This is a genomic window from Polaromonas sp. (assembly GCF_030682935.1).
In the GTDB taxonomy this organism is placed as follows: Bacteria; Pseudomonadota; Gammaproteobacteria; order Burkholderiales; family Burkholderiaceae_C; genus Polaromonas.
In genome coordinates this window covers 1-16959 of record NZ_JAUXNA010000136.1, presented here as the reverse complement: position 1 = coordinate 16959, position 16959 = coordinate 1, and the positions used below count along the sequence as shown (strand labels likewise).

The following is a 16959-nucleotide window of genomic DNA, read 5'->3' as shown; positions in this document are numbered from 1 at the left end:
CCCGCCGCCCAGCGATTGGGCTTGCTCGTAACCGAGTTTTTTGGCGATGGCGACGGCGCGGCTGGAACGCATGCCGCTGGCGCACACCAGAATCACCGGCAAGGCCTTGTTTTTCACAACGCCCGGGAGCCGGGATTCCAGCTCGCCCAGCGGTATGTGTTTTGCGCCCACCACATGGCCAGCGGCAAATTCCTCTGCGCTGCACACATCCACCACCACGGCTTTTTCACGGTTGATCAGCTGCACCGCGCCGCTGGCCGTCAGTGTGCCAGCGCTCATGCCGCCTGCAATCATGGGCCAAACCAGCATGCCGCCAGAAGCCAGTGCGACGGAAATCAGCATCCAGTTATCGATCAGAAATTTCACTTTGAACCTTTTGTGTGTTTTATGCCTAATCCGTGATTTTAGAATAGAGGCAGAAGCCGGCCTGCTGGCGGCCTTTTATCGCTCACTCCCATTTATCAACTCTCCCACACCATGTACAAACTTGTGCTCATCCGCCACGGCGAATCGACCTGGAATCTTGACAACCAATTCACGGGCTGGACCGATGTCGACCTGACGGAAACCGGTGTCGCGCAGGCCAAAACCGCCGGAAAGCTCCTGAAGGAAGAAGGCTATGACTTTGACCTGGCCTACACCAGCGTGCTTAAACGCGCCACCCGCACGCTCTGGCATGTGCTGGACGAAATGGACAAGACCTGGCTGCCTGTCGTGCACAGCTGGCGGCTCAACGAGCGGCATTACGGCGCCTTGCAGGGCCTGAACAAGGCCGAGACCGCCAGAAAATATGGTGACGAGCAGGTGCTGGTCTGGCGCCGCAGCTACGACACGCCGCCGCCGCCCCTGAGCGCCGAAGATGAACGCTGCGAGCGCGGTGACCCGCGCTACGCCAAGCTGCCGCCCGAACAGGTGCCCCTGACCGAATGCCTCAAGGACACGGTGGAGCGCGTCCTGCCATTCTGGAATGAGTCCATGGCGCCTGCCATCAAGGCCGGCAAGCGCATCGTGGTGGTGGCCCATGGCAACTCGATACGCGCGCTGGTGAAACACCTGGACAAGATATCGGATGACGACATCGTGGGGCTCAATATCCCCAACGGCATCCCGCTGGTGTATGAACTGGACGCAGACCTCAAGCCGCTGCGCCACTACTACCTGGGCGACAGCGAAGCCGCTGCCAAAGCCGCCGCAGCCGTGGGCGCACAGGGCAAGGCCTGAGCCCCCGCCAACCCTGGCGCCATTATTTTTTGTAAAAGTCTTGTAAAACTGCCAAATAAACCGGCAGTTTCGAGCCTTTTACGGCACTGCATGGCGCTGCTGACGGAACTGTAGAGCGGGGCCTTTGTCCAAGGTGTATATTGCTTCAGTTCTGAAGGAGCAAAGGTTCCTCAACAGACTTATGAAGGTATTTTTATGGGTCAAAAGCTCAAAGCGGCAGGCTGGATTTCAATTGGCGTTGTGGCAGGCGCACTCACCACGGTACAACTGCAAGCCATCGCGCGCGGCGGGCTCACGCCTTTGCCGCTGGAAGAGCTGCAACAACTCGCTGCGGTTTTCGGGATGGTCAAATCAGACTATGTCGAGCCGGTTGACGAGAAAAAACTCATCACCGACGCCATCTCCGGCATGGTGGCCAGCTTGGACCCGCATTCGGTCTATTTCGACAAAAAGTCGTACAAGGAATTCCGGGAAGGCACCAGTGGTCGCTTCGTCGGCGTCGGCATAGAGATCAGCCAGGAAGACGGGCTGGTCAAGGTGGTGTCTCCGATTGAAGGCTCACCGGCCGACCGGGCGGGCCTGAAACCCAACGACCTGATCACCCGGATTGATGACGCGGCCGTCAAGGGCATGAGCCTGAACGACGCCGTCAAGAAAATGCGCGGCGAGCCCCAAACCAAGGTGCGGCTCACCATTTTCCGCAAGGACGAAAACCGCACGTTCCCCGTCACCATCACCCGGGAAGAAATTCGCACCCAGTCGGTGCGCAGCAAGGTGGTTGAGCCCGGCTACGCCTGGATTCGCCTGAGCCAGTTTCAGGAACGCACGGTGGACGATTTCGTCACCAAGATGGAGCAGATTTACAAGCAGGAGCCCAATCTCAAGGGCCTGGTACTGGACTTGCGCAACGACCCCGGTGGTTTGCTGGATGCCGCCGTTGCCGTATCGGCCGCCTTCCTGCCCGAAAACGTCACCGTGGTGTCGACCAACGGCCAGCTGGCCGAAAGCAAATTCACCTACAAGGCGTCGCCCGAGTTTTACCAGCGCCGCAACGGCGCCGACCCCCTCAAGCGCCTGCCTGCAGCGCTCAAGAGCGTGCCGCTGGTGGTGCTGGTGAATGAAGGTTCCGCCTCGGCCAGCGAGATTGTGGCGGGCGCCCTGCAAGACTACAAGCGCGCCACCATCATGGGCACCCAGACCTTCGGCAAAGGCTCGGTCCAGACCGTGCGTCCGCTGGGTCCGGACACCGGCATCAAGCTGACCACTGCGCGCTACTACACGCCGAGCGGCAAGTCGATTCAGGCACGCGGCATCGTTCCCGATGTGATGGTGGACGAGACTGCCGAGGGCAGCCCGTTTGCCGCATTGCGCACCCGCGAAGCCGACCTTGAAAAACACCTGGGCAGCGGCCAGGGCGCTGAAGTCAAGGACGAGGGCCGGGAAAAAGCCCGCGAGCAAGCCCTGAAACGGCTGGAAGAAGAAGCCAAGAAGACGCCCGAACAGCGCCGGCCGCCCGAACTGGGCAGCGACAAGGACTTCCAGCTGGCGCAAGCCATCAACCAGCTCAAGGGTCGCCCTGTGTTGGTCAGCAAGACCGCCGTGGTCGAACCTAAAAACGAGAAAAAAGAAAACTAGGCCCAAACGGCGAATCAGGCCCCCAACAGGCTCAGGCCGGCTTGCGTCATCGCACCAAGCCGGCCTTTGTATGTGTCCTTCCCAATTCCCTTTTCTTATTCATGAACGACGACCAGCTTCTCCGCTATTCCCGGCACATCCTGCTTGACGAAATAAGCATTGAAGGCCAGGAAAAGCTCCTGTCTTCCCATGTGCTGATGGTGGGTGCGGGGGGACTGGGCTCGCCGGTGGCCTTGTACCTGGGCAGTGCCGGCGTTGGCCGCATCACGGTCGTCGACCATGACCGGGTGGATGCCACCAACCTGCAGCGGCAAATCGCCCACACGCTGGCACGCATCGGTCAGTTCAAGGCCACCTCCGTGGTGCAGTCCATTGCCGCCATCAACCCGGATGTCAAGGTGATTCCGGTCACCGAACGGGCCGATGATGCGCTGCTCGACAAGCTGGTCCGCGAGGCCGACCTGGTGCTGGACTGCACCGACAACTTCGCGACCCGCCACGCCATCAACCGCGCCTGCGTCCATCACCGCAAGCCGCTGGTGTCGGGGGCCGCCATACGCTTTGACGGGCAAGTCGCCGTTTATGACCCGCGGGACGATCTGTCGCCGTGCTATGCCTGCGTGTTTCCGGAATCGGACTGGCTCGAAGAAACCCGCTGCGCCACCATGGGTGTGTTTGCGCCCCTGGTCGGCATCGTGGGCACGGTACAGGCCGCTGAGGCCCTGAAACTGCTGTGCGAGGTGGGGCAGCCGCTGACCGGGCGACTGCTGATGCTCGATGGCCGCAGCATGGCGTGGAACGAGATGAAGCTGGCGCGCAACCCCGCATGCACCGTCTGCGGTGGCCATTGAACGCTCTGGTGAAGCTCCGCCAGTACCCGCAGAGCCCCTTGGCTTATCGGGTGCCCGCTGCGGGCTTGGCGGCTTGCGCCAGCACCGCCTGACAATCCGCGTCCTGACCCGGACCGGTTTCTATAGTGGCAGCCAGCGCCAGCAAGGGGTTGATCGCCGCCAGAAGCAGGGCGATGCCGGCCCGACCCGCCAGTGCCGCCTTGTCCGGACTGGCTGAGGGCGCGGCAAAGGTACCGCCAATACGCAGCGGCGACCGCAGACTCAAAATACTCCGGTCCTTGGGCGCGGGTTCCAAAATAATATCCAGGGTTTCATGGGCCAGACTCACCTGGCCCCGGCCATTGATCACCGTATCGCTGGTGTCCAGCACGATGGCCCGGCTAACCATCAAACCCTGCTTCACGTCAAAGGCCGCGGCGGCGCAGCGCAGCTGCACCGTGCGGTCACCGCGCACCAAAAACTTGATGATTTCCCCTCCGTCAAGGCCCATGTATTCGAGCAGGATGTTGCTGATTTCACCCTTGCCCATCAGGACGGCCACATTCCCGGAGGCCGACCCCAGCATTTGCGCGGCAGAATTACCCCGCCCTGTCAGGTCGAACTGTCCGGTGATTTTTCCAAGACTGCTTTTGGTCGTCTCCACTGCAGGAAGCAACTGATTCAACTGCAATCCGCGCACATCCAGACGAGTGCTAAAGGCGGCGGGCACCACGTTGGCGTCGATGTGAATGCGTCCAGCCACAGTCCCCCCGGCAACCCCCAGGGAAACGGGATCCAGCTGCAAGACCCCTGCCATCAGCTTGACGTGAACACTGCCCTTGTCCAGCGGCAATACCTGCACATGCCGGATATCAGCAGCGGCATAAGTCACGTCGGCATTCATGGCCTTGAGTCTGGCCACGTCCAGGGTCGCCACGGGCAGCACCTTGCGCGAAGCCGCCGCAGCGCCAGGGCTAGAACTGCCGGAGGGCGCCAGACCGATCACCGCTCCCAGATCGGCAAAATCAAGCAACTTCGACGCCACCTTGCCAGTCAACATCGGCACCGCAGCCGTCTGATCAAAACTCAGGGCGCCACTGAGATCCGACTTGCCCAGCACCCCCTGAATCTGGCTGGCGGCCCATACCTTGCCGTTCTTGACCAACTTGCCGCGAAGCTTGTAGGGCGGCGTGGAAGGCAGCACGACGCCCAGCAGTCTGTACAGCTCTTCAAGGTTTCGCCCCTGGAGATCAAACGTGGCGTCAACGCTGGCGAACTCTGCAAGATTGGTAATCAAACCCTTGGCCTTGAGGCGCGTTCTTCCCGCCACGGCATTCACTTCGACAGGAAAAGGGGCCTGGATATTCTGATTCAGTTGCAGCACGCCACCGCTTCGTCCCTCGGCGCTAAACGCCTCATTTTTCCATTGCCCCGCAGCCTCGAATCGCAAAGGGAGCTGAGCAGTGGCCTCCTCGGCAAGGGTAAATTGAGCGGTGATATTTGCGCCTAGCGCCGCTGCCCGGTACTGGACGGTGCCCTTGTCAACCCGCAAGGCTCCGATCTTCGGGACAGCGCTTGTGTCGGACGTGTCGCGCGACAGCGCCCAAGTGCGGCGCCCATCCGGCTCAATCTGCAGGCCAATTTTCGCTTCGGTCAGCACAATCCGGGGTAACACCAGCTTGCCCAACAACAGGGGGAGCAGCTCGATATCGAATTCGGCAACGCTCGCCTTGAGCAGGTAAGGCTCGCTGGCCCACTCGGGGTTGGCAAATTCCACGCCCTCCGCCCGGACCGTGCTCGTCAGGCCCGGGTGCACCGTCAGGTGTTGCGTAATTTCAAAGCGACGCCCCAGCTGCTCCGACACGTAACGATTGATCGGCTCGCGCAATGAGTCCCACGGGAAAAAATATAGGCCGAGCGTCAAAGCGATGAACGAAGCGACAATGCCGGCAAGCCATTTCCTGGTAGTAACAGATTGAAACAAGGTATTATTCATGCGTTAGAGTGGGTTGCGGCCAGCCTCAGGAAATGCGAAATGCTTTTTGTCGCGGCGACCGACAGTGCGCCAACAACGAGAGTCAATAAACAGGTACGGGCACTGACTTGCAGATATTCGACTATCGAACAAATAGGCGATCAAAAACAGTCAGCAAGCGCCATGAAACGCTGTGGGCATGTACCTACAGCCTTTTGTAGCGTGCGCGTAGGAAACCGCCTACGAAAATAAGCTCGTGTCACTGGCACAATCAACTTGCGGCAAAAGATACATTAAGAAATGGGGCAGGATGGGATTCTCAGACTCTTGCCAGCAGCACCTGGCGTGTCTTTCGAAATGGTCCGAAATCCCTGGCGTCGTTACTTAGGCAAGAGCAGTGAGACTTAAAACTTATATCGTCGAAGACAACCCTACCATTCGTGAGAACCTGATCGGAACGCTTGAAGAATTGGCATGTATCAACGCGGTGGGAAGTGCGGAAACCGAGAACGAGGGCAAAGCTTGGCTTGCCGAAAACCGGGATGAATGGGATTTGGCGATCGTCGATTTGTTTCTCAAACAGGGAAGCGGACTGGGCGTACTCGCCTCTTGCCGGGACCGTCCATCCCGGCAAAAGGTGGTGGTGCTCAGCAATTACGCCACGGCGGACATTCGCCAGCGTTGCGCACAACTGGGCGTCGACGCAGTTTTCGACAAATCAAACGAAATTGACGCCCTGGTGGACTACTGCATCCAGCAAAGCGGCCCTTCCGCTTGAAATCAGTCAATCAACTTGTTCTTGAGCGCGTAATAGGTGAGGTCACTGTTGGACGAAAGACTCATTTTTTCCATCACCCGGGTGCGGTAGGTGCTCACGGTCTTCACGCTCAGGGAAAGCGCTTTTGCAATGTCGCCCGCCGTCTCCCCTTTGGCCAGCTTGAGAAACACCTGGAACTCCCGCTCCGACAGTTGCTCGTGGGCCGCCATGTCCTTGGGCCGGTTCAGTTGTTGCGCCAGCAACTCTGCCACTGCCGGCGTGATGTAGCGTTTGCCAAGCGAAATCACACGGATCGCATCAACAATTTCCGACGGGTCGCATTCCTTGTTAAGGTAGCCGCTGGCGCCCTGACGAATCAGGTTGACCGCATAGTGCTCCTCGGGGTAGCCGCTCAAAATCAGGATGCCCACATCGGGCGCTTTGGCGCGGATCATGGCCAAGGCGTCGATCCCGCTCTGGCCGGGCATGGACAGATCCATGACCAGGATGTCCAGCTCGACATTGCGAACCAGGTCAATGGCCTCGCGGCCACTGCCGGCTTCGCCGACGACTCGCAAGTCCACCTGGTCCGAAAAAAACTGCCTGAGTCCCGTACGCACAATGGCATGGTCATCCACAATTCCGATTTTTATCATGTCGCTGTCTTTCTTTAATGCCTGCGCAAAGCGGCCATCCAATGAAGCAAGAGGGCCGGGTCCGGACATCCTCATTGATTTTCAGCGCCCATTATTGTCGAATTATTCACTGAAATACTGAATGGAGTTTGTCGTGAAACGATTTGCAATCACCAAAATGGCCATCAGCCTGCCCCTGGCGGTGCTGGCTGCAGCCCTGCTCATATTTATCAACGAGGCGAGTTTTCAGCGCTCTACGGCGGCTGCAGCCAACATTGAGGAGGCGCAACAAACCCGCGGGGCCATCAATAAATTGCTGCAGCACGTGCTGGACGCCGAAACCGGACAACGGGGGTATTTACTGACCGGCGATCCGCGCTATCTGGAGCCCTACGACACAGCCATGGCGGATCTTCACCAGAACCTGGGCATCCTGCGTCAGCTGTTCGCCCCCTATGAAGATCAACTCTCAGAGTTTGGCGTCATGTCGGAGCATGTTTCGCGCAAGCTGGCCGAGATGGACCTGAGCGTGCGCATGCGAAAGGAAGGCAATGAGGACGCCTGGAAATTCATACTGACCACCGATGTCGGCAAGGTGCACATGGACGCCATTCGTGCGCAGTCTGCCAGGCTGACGGCCAGCAGCATCAGAAAAATGGAGTCGGGCCAGGCCCAGATCAAGAAGACTTTGCTGCTGTCCCGCATCGGCATTGCCACCATGGCGCTGGCCGGGCTGCTGGCTTTTTACATGTACCTGCAGCAAACCAAGGCCCTGCTGACCGCTGGCAAACGCGAGCAGGTATCGCTGCAGCGTGAGCGCGATATGCTGGAATCCCAGGTGCGCGAGCGCACTGCCAGCCTCGCCAAGCTGGCCACTCATCTGCAAAATGTGCGGGAGGATGAGCGCGGTCATCTGGCACGTGAACTGCACGACGAGTTGGGCTCGCTGCTGACGTCCGCCAAACTGGATGTCGCCCGGCTGAAGTCGCGACTGGCCGGCAACGTGCCAGAAGCGACAGAACGCCTGGCGCATCTGACCAGCACGCTGAACAGCGGCATTGCCCTGGCGCGCCGCATTGTCGAGGATTTACGCCCCTCCTCGCTTTCCCACCTCGGGCTGGTGGCTTCGCTTGAAATTTTGGCCCGGGAATTTCAGGAACGCTCCGAGCTCACCATCACCACCGACCTGGAGCACGTCGAATTAGGCGGGGCCGCGCAACTGACCGTTTACAGGCTGGTCCAGGAGTCACTGACCAACATCGGCAAGTATGCCGAGGCCAAGCAGGCAGAGATCAGCCTTCACAGCTTTGACGGCTACATCACCGTTGAGGTCAGGGACAACGGCAAGGGCTTCAAGCTGGACAGCGTGGGGCCGACCAGTCACGGTCTTGCAGGCATGCGCCACCGCGTTGAAGCCGCCGGGGGCCGGCTGACCGTGACGAGCAGTGACGGCCGCGGCACGCGGATTTCTGCCGTTCTGCCCCGGGCCAGCTGAGCTTGCGCAGCGTTGCAGCGGCTTCGCCATTCCGCCTGAAACTGCATATGCGTAACAAACTGTCAGCCGTCTCCTACAGTGCATCCACCCTGGAACTGACAGCGGCACACGCTCGCAGCCGATGAGAAAAAATCAGCTTCTTTCTTAAGCTAGTTGCAGGCGTTTCAAAAGAAGCCCCGCCAAGCCAAAGCAAGGAGATTGAGATGCTGCACTATTCCGTCGTTTTTCTGGTGATCGCACTGATCGCCGCCGTATTCGGTTTTGGTGGCATTGCAGCAGGTGCGGTGGAGATCGCGAAGATCCTTTTTTTCATCTTCGCGATCATGGCCATCGTGGGCTTTGTAGTCAGCGTGCTCAAAAAGAAATGACGTCCGCCATTGCAAATACTCAAACCCGCGCAGCACCGTTTCGCTACCCAGCGCGCCTCATTCTGAAACTCAAACGCATCAAGGACCCGAAATGAACACCAACAACGCCTCCAAAATTGCCCAAGAAACGCTGCCAGCCATGCGCCGTGCATCCGATGACTTGCTGCAGACCGCAGAAAAAGCCGGTTATTCGACCCGCAGCTACGCCAACGAAGCCCTCGACAAAGCCGAACACACCATGCGCGAGCTGCGCGGCAACATTGACCCGGTTGTCGACATGCTGGCGTCCAAGGCGCAAAAGCTGGCGCGCCACAGTCTTGACCTGGCCGCAGAGGCCAAAGACCGCGCCGAGCATTCCCTCAAGCGGGCAGCAGGCGTGACCACACGCTATGTGGCGGAGCAACCCCTGCGTTCCGTTCTGATTGCAGCAGCCGTTGGCGCTGCAGTGGCCCTGATTATTTCCTCGGCCCGCCATCGCGATCAAAACCGTCACTAAAAGCAAACGTCGATTGAACTGCTCTTGATTTTCCAGACTGATCGCTGACCCTCAACACACGCCCTACTCATGCTGCATCCGCTTTTTTCAACGCTTGTACAGAGACCCGATTTGGTCGTAGACCATCTCTCGGCTTATGCCGCGTTATTTCATGACGAAGCCTCCGCCGCAGCTTCAGCGTTATTGACGCGCGCTGTGGCCTGGGTGCTGGTGGCGCTATCGGCCGTCGTATTTTTGGGCCTGGCAGGCACGGCCCTGATGCTGGGCCTGCTTCAAAACCAGTTCCATTGGGGTTTGGTTGCAGTGCCGGGCTTTGCCTTGGGATTGTTGGCAATTACTCTCTTTATGGCGAGAAAACCGCTGGAGCGCGAGCGTTTTACCGAGTTGAAGGCGCAGATGGACAGCGACAAGCGGGCACTGCGCTCGGTTGCCTGAAGGAATGCCGGCATGAACGCCCTCATTGCACCGACGCCGCAAGAACGGCTGGCGAACAGCCGCAAGGCCATTCTCAGGCACATGACGCGGGACCGCCAAAGCCTGGAAGACCAAGTCGGCCATGACGCCAACGAACTGACGCAGTCCCGCGCAGCTTCTGGTGGAAAGTGGCGTGTATTCAAACACGCCATGCGGGCCTGGTGGCAGCACCACCCTGTGAATGTGGCGCTGGATATGGCCAAGCCCGTCATCGGCCGCTATGCCGAAGAGCAGCCCTTCAAACTCCTGGCCATTGCGGCCGGTGTCGGCGCTGCGACGGTCGTGCTCCGGCCGTGGCGCCTGGTTTCGCTGGGCGGGCTGCTGCTGGCAACCCTCAAGTCATCCGAGCTTTCAAACGTTGTGCTGTCGGTGCTTTACAGCGCCCCGCGCGATTCCGAACCACCACAGGAAACACCATGAATACCAAAAATAATTCTTCCGCCGCGTTGACGCTTGATGAGGCCGGCCTCAGTGCAGCCCGGAAAAGCCTGAGCGATGGCGCCATCACCCCGGCCTATGGACCGCACCGCGATGCGATCGTAAAACTCCTCAACGATGCGTTGGCCACTGAACTGGTCTGCGTACTGCGTTACAAACGCCACTACTTCATGGCCAGCGGCGTCTCGTCGCCCAGGATTGCCGAGGAATTTCTGGTGCATGCCAATGAGGAATCTGCACACGCCGACCGCATTGCCCGGCGAATTGTGCAACTGGGCGGAGAACCCGATTTCTCGCCGGACACCTTGCTGCAACGCAGCCACGCCGACTATGACGCGTCGAACGACCTGCAGACCATGGTGCGGGTCAACCTGATCGCCGAGCGGATTGCGGTTGAAGCCTACCGCCAGATGATTGCGCTGATCGGCGACAAGGACCCCACCACGCGTCGCCTGCTGGAAGACGTTCTGGCCGATGAGGAAGAACACGCCGACGAGCTCAAAGACTGGCTGGAAAAATAACCATTAGCGCAGGTCGATGGGCGTGGTGCCGCTGATCGACAGGCTTTTTAAACCTTGCACCAGTTCAGTTAAGTCAAATCAAGAGGAAAACACCATGAAATATGTTCGCGCAATTGCATTCGCCGCTCTGGCAGGTATCACCATCATCGGCAGCGGCTGCGCCGTTGTGCGCGGCCAGGAAACCGCCGGTGCCTATGTCGATGATGCGGCCATCACGACCGCCGTCAAGGCCAAGTTCCTTGAGGACAAGGCCGTCTCAGGCCTGTCCATCAGCGTCGAAACGCTCAATGGCACGGTTCAACTGTCCGGTTTCGCCAAGTCAACGACTGAAAAAACCCAGGCTGGGAATATCGCCATGGGCGTGAAGAACGTCAAGAGCGTTCGCAACGACATCGTCGTTCGTCCTTAAGCGCTGATCAGTTCCTTTCGCTACCGCGGTAGCGAAACACCAGGCATGCGATGAAAATTTCATCGCATGCTTTTTTACGTCCTCTTCATTCCGCCATCAGGTCCAAAGCACGCCGCGCGCAGAAGTCCAGCGCTGGGTGATTCACGCATGACACGGCAACCCTCGACGGCGCACCGGCGTGCGGCCGCGAGGCGCTCAACCGGCACTCACGAGCAGTTTGTTTTCCACAGAGTTCACGCCCTTGACCGCTTTGGCCATATCGCTGGCTTTCTCGCGGGCCGCTTCGCTGGGCGCCGAGCCACTCAGGGTCACGGCACCATTGCGGGTGTCGACCTTGATCTTGAGGATGCTCAGGTCGGGGTCTTTGGCGAAGCCTGACAACACCGCCGCGGTGATAGCCAGGTCATCGAGCTTTTCACCTGCCTTGCTTGCAAGGGCCTGCGCTGAGGATTCGGCATTTTGCGTGGCGTCTTTCAACGCAGCGCCGGTGTTGGCAAGGGTGTTTTCGGTTTTTTTCCTGGCTTGTTCAGCGGCCTGCTCGGTTTTTGAAATGGCCGAGTCGAGTTGCTGCCCCGCCGTTTTCGCATCGTCCTGCTTGCCACAAGCGCTCACGGCAAGAACAAGTGCGAGCGCAGCGGTCAGGAACAAAGGGGCAGACACACCACGACGGGCCGGCGAAAGCCTTGAGGCTTGTTTTTTCATGATGACTCCTGTTGGTAAAAATAGGCGGTAAACACGGCGATGGTGAAATCGCGCATCACGACCTTAGCCAAGGCGCTGGCCGGAGAAAATCAGCCGCCACCGAAATGACCGTAGGACAAATGGCCATAAAGCCCCCTTTTCCCGTCCTTGGGCCTGTTGACGCGTCACGGCTGCCCGAGAGCCGCGAAGCCCGTCATGAAGGGTAGCAAGTTCCGTGCTGTTTTCGGAATACCCCTGGATACACTGCGGGCGCCGCGTGAGTCCGCGAAAAAATCCCTATTCCCGCAGCTTGCGCACGGCGCTGCTGCAAGGCGTAAAGACCGGGCTTGTTGCGGTAGCGGTATGACCAGGCCTGCCCTTTCGTGACCATCCATTTCCCCAAGTCTTGGTCTTTTAAATCAATCCGCGCCAGCAGACGACCGTAGTCATCATGACGCCTGCCGTGGACCGCGACGCGCTGCCCCAGCGCCCGGCGCTTGAGCGCGTCGCGGGATGCGCTGCCTCCCGGCTGGCAAATCTCAGGTGCATCAATGCCGTCCATACGAATGCGGACCGGTTTGCCGCCACCTGCCGGACGCACATGAACGCTATCGCCGTCCACTACATAGGTCACGACACCCGACCAACTGGGCTGGCTGCGTTCCGATGAGAAAGCCGGAGAACACCAGGCCCATAAGGCGGTGAAAGCCAGCAGCGCCAGCGCAGTAGCGCGGCAAGGCGAAGTCGTATGTTTCATTTGCTACCAAATAAATAGCTTGCCAAGCCCGTATTTATTGGGCTGGAGGCTTGAATCATGCTAAACGGATGGCTGCTCGACCGGACGAGACAGCGCTGTGGACCCAACATGTTTTAAAAAGCTCAAAAGGCAGGAAGGACGGCCCGATTGGCTTTCATGGCCCCTAATATACTGTGAAAATCATCAGTACCCGCCAAGTCCGGCGCTCGCTGCCTGGGCCGTGACAATCCAGCCTTCCAGCGGGTCCATCTCTGGCGGCAAGCCGTAACGGGGCGCACCCTGCCGTGACGCCCACGCCGCCTGCAGCAGGCACAACACGGCATCCAGGCTGTCGCCACTGGCGTCGTCAATCAGCGCGTCGCGCTGGGCATGACTGACTTTGAGGCGCAGTCCCAGCCGGGTTTGTCCGTGCTCAAGCGCGGTGATCAGGTCTTTCCGGGCAATCAGGCGCTCGGGCGACTGCTTGGCCTTGTCGTCGCTCTTGTAAGAGCGCTTGCCCAGCACTTCGCGCGCAAGCAGTCCGGGGTAGCCTTCGAGCGCAACACGGCGGCTGTCCCCCTCGTGCAGGCCGGGAAAATGCACGCCAGCGGCCAGCAGCCGCGGCACACCGGCGTGCAGCATATAGGCCACGGGCGGATTGACCCATTTCATCGAGGGACTGGAGCCTGCCGGCCCGTCCGCGGCGCGGTGGGCAAATTTTTTTCCTGCGGGACGCGCGTCGCAAAATGCCGCAAAGGTGTTACGGATCTCGCGCCGGCTCATGCCTGCGTAATGACGGATCAGTTCGGGCCAAAGTACAGGCCAGGCAAGATGTGCCACGAGTTCGCGCGGCAGGCCAAAGGGAAAGTCAAAGGCGGCTATCCATGCGCGGTCCTGGCGCGCCCAGTGCTCGAAATCCTCCAGCGACTCAATGCGCTCAAGGCCCGCCAGCAACACACGTCCATTAGCGGCCGAGCCTGCGGCCATCACAATCGGTTTGCGGCGGCTGGGGCTGCTGGAAAAATCGCAACCGATCAGCAGGACTTGGGTCATGCGCCCTCCCGCCCGCAACCCGGGTGCGCGCCATCAGGCCATACCCCGTGACATGGCTGCGCAGGCACGGCAAGCCTGCAAGCGAGCCGACAGCAGTGATGAACCCGTATCAGGACCGGCCGATGATGGAGGCTGTGGCCATCAGTTCCTCGAGCAGCGCAAAGGACACCTTACCGGATGCCGAGTAAGGGTCGAGCTCAGGCTTTTCGGAGTATTTCAGCAAGATGGACTGGTTCAGCTTGAGTAGATTGACCTGCCCCATGGTCCAGCCACTGAAGCGGCGTTCGGAAATTTCTTCATATTGAAGCAGCACGACATCCTTATGACGCGCATCCCGTTGAATATGGCCATACAACTCATTGATGGCCATGCGCCCGCCTTCAATGGCCTGCAGGAAAATACCTCCGCCGTAACAAAGAATACCGGTGATACCGCAAGTCGGGTTGTACTGGCGGGACTGCGTCAAAATCGCTTCAATGGCGCCAGCGCTGGTATCTACGGCGCGACTGGCATACAGCAAACGTACCAACATGGTTTGATCCTTAGCGTGGAATGAGGGCGAGGAACTCGCGGCGCAGCGTCGAATCCTTCAAAAACACACCGCGCATGACCGAGTTGATCATCTTGCTGTCCATGTCCTTGACGCCCCGCCAGGCCATGCAGTAGTGACTCGCTTCCATCACGATGGCCAAACCGTCGGGCTGGGTTTTTTCCATGATCAGGTCGGCCAGTTGCACCACGGCCTCTTCCTGGATTTGCGGACGGCCCATCACCCACTCGGCCAGCCGCGCGTATTTGGACAGGCCGATCACATTGGTATGTTCATTGGGCAACACCCCAATCCATATCTTGCCGATGACCGGGCAGAAATGATGCGAGCAGGCGCTGCGCACCGTAATCGGCCCGACGATCATCAGCTCGTTGAGGTGTTCGGCATTGGGAAACTCGGTGATGCTGGGCGCCTTCACATACCGGCCATTGAACACTTCGTTCAGGTACATCTTGGCGACCCGGCGAGCCGTGTTGCCCGTGTTGTGGTCCCCGGCGGTGTCGATCACCAGACTGTCAAGAACGCCCTGCATCTTGACCTCTACCTCGTCAAGCAGGCTTTCCAGCTCACCCGGTTCAATAAACTCGGCGATGTTGTCATTGGCATGGAAACGCTTGCGTGCCTGGGCCAGACGTTCGCGGATCTTGACGGAGACAGGCGTGCCTTCGTCCGTCACGTCCTGGAGGGGCGTAGTATTTTTCATAAGCATGGCAGATATTACCAGCTTGCCCGAAAAACAGACTTGCCCGATATATTTCACTGTTTTATGCCTACAGCCCAATAAACACGGGAATATACAGCTATTGTTTTTATAGCTATTGCAATCGCTGGCTGAGCGACTCCCGTGACCAGGCGCCGGCTCAGTAACGCTGCCCGGTCACCAGCAGTGCCAGCCGCATCAGGGCATAAGCCAGCCAACCCTGCAGACGCTGGCCGAGCGGCCGTTGGCTGTAAGCGGCCGGGTCCATGCGCCGCCCCTGCGTGGCCATGGCTTCGCACAGATGGCGCCTCAAGTCTTCTGCGAACGCCTTGTCGTCGACCACCACATTCGCCTCCCGGGCCAGCAGCAGGCTCAGGGGATCGAGGTTGGACGAACCCACGGTGGCCCAATGGCCATCCACCACAGCAACTTTGGCATGAAGAAAACTCACTTCGTATTCATGGATTTCCACCCCTGCCGACAACAGGGCGCCGTACACCGGCCGCGCCGCATGGTACTGCATGAAGTGCTCGTACTTGCCTTGCAGCAGCAGCGTCACCCGTACACCGCGCCTGGCCGCTCGAACCAGGGCGCGGCGGAGCTTGCCGCCGGGCAGGAAATACGCATTGGAAATGATGATTTCGTGACGGGCCTGGCCAATCGCCTTGCGGTAGGCGCGCTCGATGCTGCCGCGATTGCGCAGGTTGTCGCGCAGCACCAGCGCCGCCCGGGGACGTGACGCGGCGGATGACGGCGCCCCGGCGTTTGTCGGCTGCGCGTGTTGTGGGACGTCGGCGAGTCCGCCGTAACCCGCAGCCCTGAACTTTTCCCACGCCTCGCTCAGATGCCGCTGCCGCGCGCTGTACCCCACCTGCACGCGCCACCAAAGCAGCGCCATGGCGTCGGCCGCCTCCAGCGCCAGCGGCCCACGCACGGCGACCGCAAAATCAAAGCGCGGGGCCTGCAGTTCCCCGTGGACAAGGTCAAAGTAATCGTCCAGCACGTTGATGCCACCACAAAAAACCAGGCGCTGGTCGACCACGCACAGCTTGCGGTGCAGCCTGCGCCAGCGTTCTGGCACCAGCAGCCCCAGCCCACCCAAGCCGAGAAGACCTGCCGCCAGCGGCGAGTACACGCACCACTCAACGCCCGCTTCAGCAAATTTTTTCCGCCACTCCGCAGGCAAGGGACTGGTGCCAATGCCGTCCACCAGCACCTGAACCTTGACGCCGCGCCTGGCCGCCCGCGTCAAGGCATCGGCCACCTGCGCGCCAGCGCCGTGAAAGTCAAAAATATAGGTTTCCAGCTGAATCCACTGTGCAGCTGCATCAAAGGCCTTGATCAGTGCCGGGAAAAACGCCTGTCCGCTGTGCAGTAATTGCAGTTCCTCAGATTTCTGGCGTGGGGGCATGGGCGATCGGTTTTGCGTCATGAATGACGGGTGGTCAGGAATTCAGAGCGCTCCAGAGACCCAAGGTATTTGAGCCGAGTACGCGATGTTTGCCAATCCGGTCTGGCCCGGGGACCTGCCGCGCGTCGACGCCGGCGTGCGGCCAGCCATGGGTGGACAAGGTATCCCGCCCAACTCAAGCGATGAACTGCGGCAGCAGCAGGATGGCTTCGGCGTTGGAGGACGAAAAACAGCGCTCGGCGGCAGCGCGATGCGGGAACCACTGCCAAGCCGTATGCTCGCGCGGGTTGAGCGTTACGGCACACCTCTCCGGCAGGCACAGGCCAAATACATGCTCCGTGTTCTGGATCACCCCTGGTGCGTAGCGATGGCGCCACACCGGGTAGATTTCATACACATTCGACAGACCCCAATCGCGCCATTGAGCCGCGGAGGCGGTCATACCGGTTTCTTCCATCACTTCACGCTGCGCAGTTTGCAGCGCAGGCTCGTCCACAGCATCTTTGGAGCCCGTGACGCTTTGCCAGAACCCGGGATGGTCGGCGCGCTCGATCAGCAGCACGTCCAACTGAGG

21 protein-coding genes are annotated in these 16959 nt (G+C 59.7%); 11 read left to right on the top strand and 10 right to left on the bottom strand.

The window, feature by feature from the left end:
• Positions 1-366 (bottom strand): rhodanese-like domain-containing protein (locus Q8K05_RS06390; RefSeq protein ID WP_305245676.1); only part of this gene is annotated, 366 nt, incomplete at its 3' end.
• A 111-nt stretch (positions 367-477) separates the two neighbouring features.
• Here Q8K05_RS06390 and gpmA point away from each other — a divergent pair.
• The 3 genes from gpmA (at position 478) to Q8K05_RS06375 (ending at position 3707) form a co-directional block, all read left to right on the top strand.
• Positions 478-1221: a 2,3-diphosphoglycerate-dependent phosphoglycerate mutase gene (gpmA, locus tag Q8K05_RS06385; protein ID WP_305245675.1), complete on the top strand. Its 744-nt coding sequence runs from the start codon at positions 478-480 to the stop codon at positions 1219-1221.
• A gap of 195 nt (positions 1222-1416) precedes the next feature.
• Positions 1417-2856 carry a S41 family peptidase gene (locus Q8K05_RS06380; RefSeq protein WP_305245674.1) on the top strand — a complete coding sequence of 480 codons (1440 nt, stop codon included), beginning with the start codon at positions 1417-1419 and terminating at the stop codon, positions 2854-2856.
• 101 nt (positions 2857-2957) lie between these two features.
• Positions 2958-3707, top strand: a complete 750-nt coding sequence (locus Q8K05_RS06375) for a molybdopterin-synthase adenylyltransferase MoeB (RefSeq protein WP_305245673.1) — start codon at positions 2958-2960, stop codon at positions 3705-3707.
• 43 nt (positions 3708-3750) lie between these two features.
• Here the strand turns inward: Q8K05_RS06375 and Q8K05_RS06370 are convergent, their stop codons facing one another.
• On the bottom strand, positions 3751-5670 hold the full coding sequence (locus Q8K05_RS06370; protein ID WP_305245672.1) for an AsmA family protein: 1920 nt from the start codon (positions 5668-5670) through the stop codon (positions 3751-3753).
• Positions 5671-6058: 388 nt separating this feature from the next.
• Between Q8K05_RS06370 and Q8K05_RS06365 the strand changes: the two genes are divergently transcribed.
• Positions 6059-6439 (top strand): response regulator, encoded by a 381-nt coding sequence (locus Q8K05_RS06365; RefSeq protein ID WP_305245671.1) that lies wholly within the window; start codon positions 6059-6061, stop codon positions 6437-6439.
• 2 nt (positions 6440-6441) lie between these two features.
• Here Q8K05_RS06365 and Q8K05_RS06360 read toward each other — a convergent pair whose 3' ends face one another.
• Positions 6442-7074, bottom strand: a complete 633-nt coding sequence (locus Q8K05_RS06360) for a response regulator transcription factor (RefSeq protein ID WP_305245670.1) — start codon at positions 7072-7074, stop codon at positions 6442-6444.
• 133 nt (positions 7075-7207) lie between these two features.
• On the opposite strand from Q8K05_RS06360, the gene Q8K05_RS06355 reads away from it, so the two are divergent.
• The 7 genes from Q8K05_RS06355 (at position 7208) to Q8K05_RS06325 (ending at position 11254) form a co-directional block, all read left to right on the top strand.
• Complete coding sequence (locus tag Q8K05_RS06355) at positions 7208-8548, top strand: CHASE3 domain-containing protein (RefSeq protein WP_370868784.1); 1341 nt, start codon at positions 7208-7210, stop codon at positions 8546-8548.
• A gap of 203 nt (positions 8549-8751) precedes the next feature.
• Positions 8752-8916 carry a DUF1328 domain-containing protein gene (locus tag Q8K05_RS06350; protein WP_305245669.1) on the top strand — a complete coding sequence of 55 codons (165 nt, stop codon included), beginning with the start codon at positions 8752-8754 and terminating at the stop codon, positions 8914-8916.
• A gap of 91 nt (positions 8917-9007) precedes the next feature.
• Positions 9008-9412: a hypothetical protein gene (locus Q8K05_RS06345; RefSeq protein WP_305245668.1), complete on the top strand. Its 405-nt coding sequence runs from the start codon at positions 9008-9010 to the stop codon at positions 9410-9412.
• A gap of 69 nt (positions 9413-9481) precedes the next feature.
• Positions 9482-9847, top strand: coding sequence for a hypothetical protein (locus Q8K05_RS06340; RefSeq protein WP_305245667.1), 366 nt, complete (start codon positions 9482-9484; stop codon positions 9845-9847).
• A gap of 12 nt (positions 9848-9859) precedes the next feature.
• Complete coding sequence (locus tag Q8K05_RS06335) at positions 9860-10306, top strand: hypothetical protein (RefSeq protein WP_305245666.1); 447 nt, start codon at positions 9860-9862, stop codon at positions 10304-10306.
• Complete coding sequence (locus tag Q8K05_RS06330) at positions 10303-10845, top strand: bacterioferritin (RefSeq protein ID WP_305245665.1); 543 nt, start codon at positions 10303-10305, stop codon at positions 10843-10845. The genes Q8K05_RS06335 and Q8K05_RS06330 overlap by 4 nt, the downstream gene beginning before the upstream one ends.
• A 94-nt stretch (positions 10846-10939) precedes the next feature.
• Entirely contained in the window at positions 10940-11254 is a 315-nt protein-coding gene (locus tag Q8K05_RS06325; RefSeq protein WP_305245664.1) for a BON domain-containing protein, read from the top strand.
• 195 nt (positions 11255-11449) lie between these two features.
• Here the strand turns inward: Q8K05_RS06325 and Q8K05_RS06320 are convergent, their stop codons facing one another.
• The 7 genes from Q8K05_RS06320 to nudB form a co-directional block, all read right to left on the bottom strand.
• Entirely contained in the window at positions 11450-11956 is a 507-nt protein-coding gene (locus Q8K05_RS06320; protein WP_305245663.1) for a BON domain-containing protein, read from the bottom strand.
• 193 nt (positions 11957-12149) lie between these two features.
• Positions 12150-12692 (bottom strand): thermonuclease family protein, encoded by a 543-nt coding sequence (locus Q8K05_RS06315; protein ID WP_305245662.1) that lies wholly within the window; start codon positions 12690-12692, stop codon positions 12150-12152.
• 183 nt (positions 12693-12875) lie between these two features.
• Entirely contained in the window at positions 12876-13724 is an 849-nt protein-coding gene (locus Q8K05_RS06310; RefSeq protein WP_305245661.1) for a DUF429 domain-containing protein, read from the bottom strand.
• A 109-nt stretch (positions 13725-13833) separates the two neighbouring features.
• Complete coding sequence (locus Q8K05_RS06305) at positions 13834-14256, bottom strand: BLUF domain-containing protein (RefSeq protein ID WP_305245660.1); 423 nt, start codon at positions 14254-14256, stop codon at positions 13834-13836.
• Between the two features lie 10 nt (positions 14257-14266).
• Entirely contained in the window at positions 14267-14983 is a 717-nt protein-coding gene (gene folE / locus Q8K05_RS06300) for a GTP cyclohydrolase I (RefSeq protein ID WP_305245659.1), read from the bottom strand.
• Between the two features lie 151 nt (positions 14984-15134).
• The gene (gene clsB, locus Q8K05_RS06295; RefSeq protein ID WP_305245658.1) at positions 15135-16406 is read right to left on the bottom strand and encodes a cardiolipin synthase ClsB; all 1272 of its coding nucleotides are present in this window, start codon (positions 16404-16406) and stop codon (positions 15135-15137) included.
• A 154-nt stretch (positions 16407-16560) separates the two neighbouring features.
• Positions 16561-16959: dihydroneopterin triphosphate diphosphatase (gene nudB, locus Q8K05_RS06290; protein ID WP_305245657.1), on the bottom strand; the 399-nt coding region annotated here is incomplete at its 5' end.

Bases quoted from the DNA above. Each gene is read 5' to 3' on its own strand.
- gpmA (WP_305245675.1), top strand. From the start codon at position 478: ATGTACAAACTTGTGCTCATCCGCCACGGCGAATCGACCTGGAATCTT.
- Q8K05_RS06380 (WP_305245674.1), top strand. From the start codon at position 1,417: ATGGGTCAAAAGCTCAAAGCGGCAGGCTGGATTTCAATTGGCGTTGTG.
- Q8K05_RS06375 (WP_305245673.1), top strand. From the start codon at position 2,958: ATGAACGACGACCAGCTTCTCCGCTATTCCCGGCACATCCTGCTTGAC.
- Q8K05_RS06360 (WP_305245670.1), bottom strand. From the start codon at position 7,074: ATGATAAAAATCGGAATTGTGGATGACCATGCCATTGTGCGTACGGGA.
- Q8K05_RS06350 (WP_305245669.1), top strand. From the start codon at position 8,752: ATGCTGCACTATTCCGTCGTTTTTCTGGTGATCGCACTGATCGCCGCC.
- Q8K05_RS06345 (WP_305245668.1), top strand. From the start codon at position 9,008: ATGAACACCAACAACGCCTCCAAAATTGCCCAAGAAACGCTGCCAGCC.
- Q8K05_RS06340 (WP_305245667.1), top strand. From the start codon at position 9,482: ATGCTGCATCCGCTTTTTTCAACGCTTGTACAGAGACCCGATTTGGTC.
- Q8K05_RS06335 (WP_305245666.1), top strand. From the start codon at position 9,860: ATGAACGCCCTCATTGCACCGACGCCGCAAGAACGGCTGGCGAACAGC.
- Q8K05_RS06330 (WP_305245665.1), top strand. From the start codon at position 10,303: ATGAATACCAAAAATAATTCTTCCGCCGCGTTGACGCTTGATGAGGCC.
- Q8K05_RS06325 (WP_305245664.1), top strand. From the start codon at position 10,940: ATGAAATATGTTCGCGCAATTGCATTCGCCGCTCTGGCAGGTATCACC.
- Q8K05_RS06320 (WP_305245663.1), bottom strand. From the start codon at position 11,956: ATGAAAAAACAAGCCTCAAGGCTTTCGCCGGCCCGTCGTGGTGTGTCT.
- Q8K05_RS06315 (WP_305245662.1), bottom strand. From the start codon at position 12,692: ATGAAACATACGACTTCGCCTTGCCGCGCTACTGCGCTGGCGCTGCTG.
- Q8K05_RS06310 (WP_305245661.1), bottom strand. From the start codon at position 13,724: ATGACCCAAGTCCTGCTGATCGGTTGCGATTTTTCCAGCAGCCCCAGC.
- Q8K05_RS06305 (WP_305245660.1), bottom strand. From the start codon at position 14,256: ATGTTGGTACGTTTGCTGTATGCCAGTCGCGCCGTAGATACCAGCGCT.
- folE (WP_305245659.1), bottom strand. From the start codon at position 14,983: ATGCTTATGAAAAATACTACGCCCCTCCAGGACGTGACGGACGAAGGC.
- clsB (WP_305245658.1), bottom strand. From the start codon at position 16,406: ATGACGCAAAACCGATCGCCCATGCCCCCACGCCAGAAATCTGAGGAA.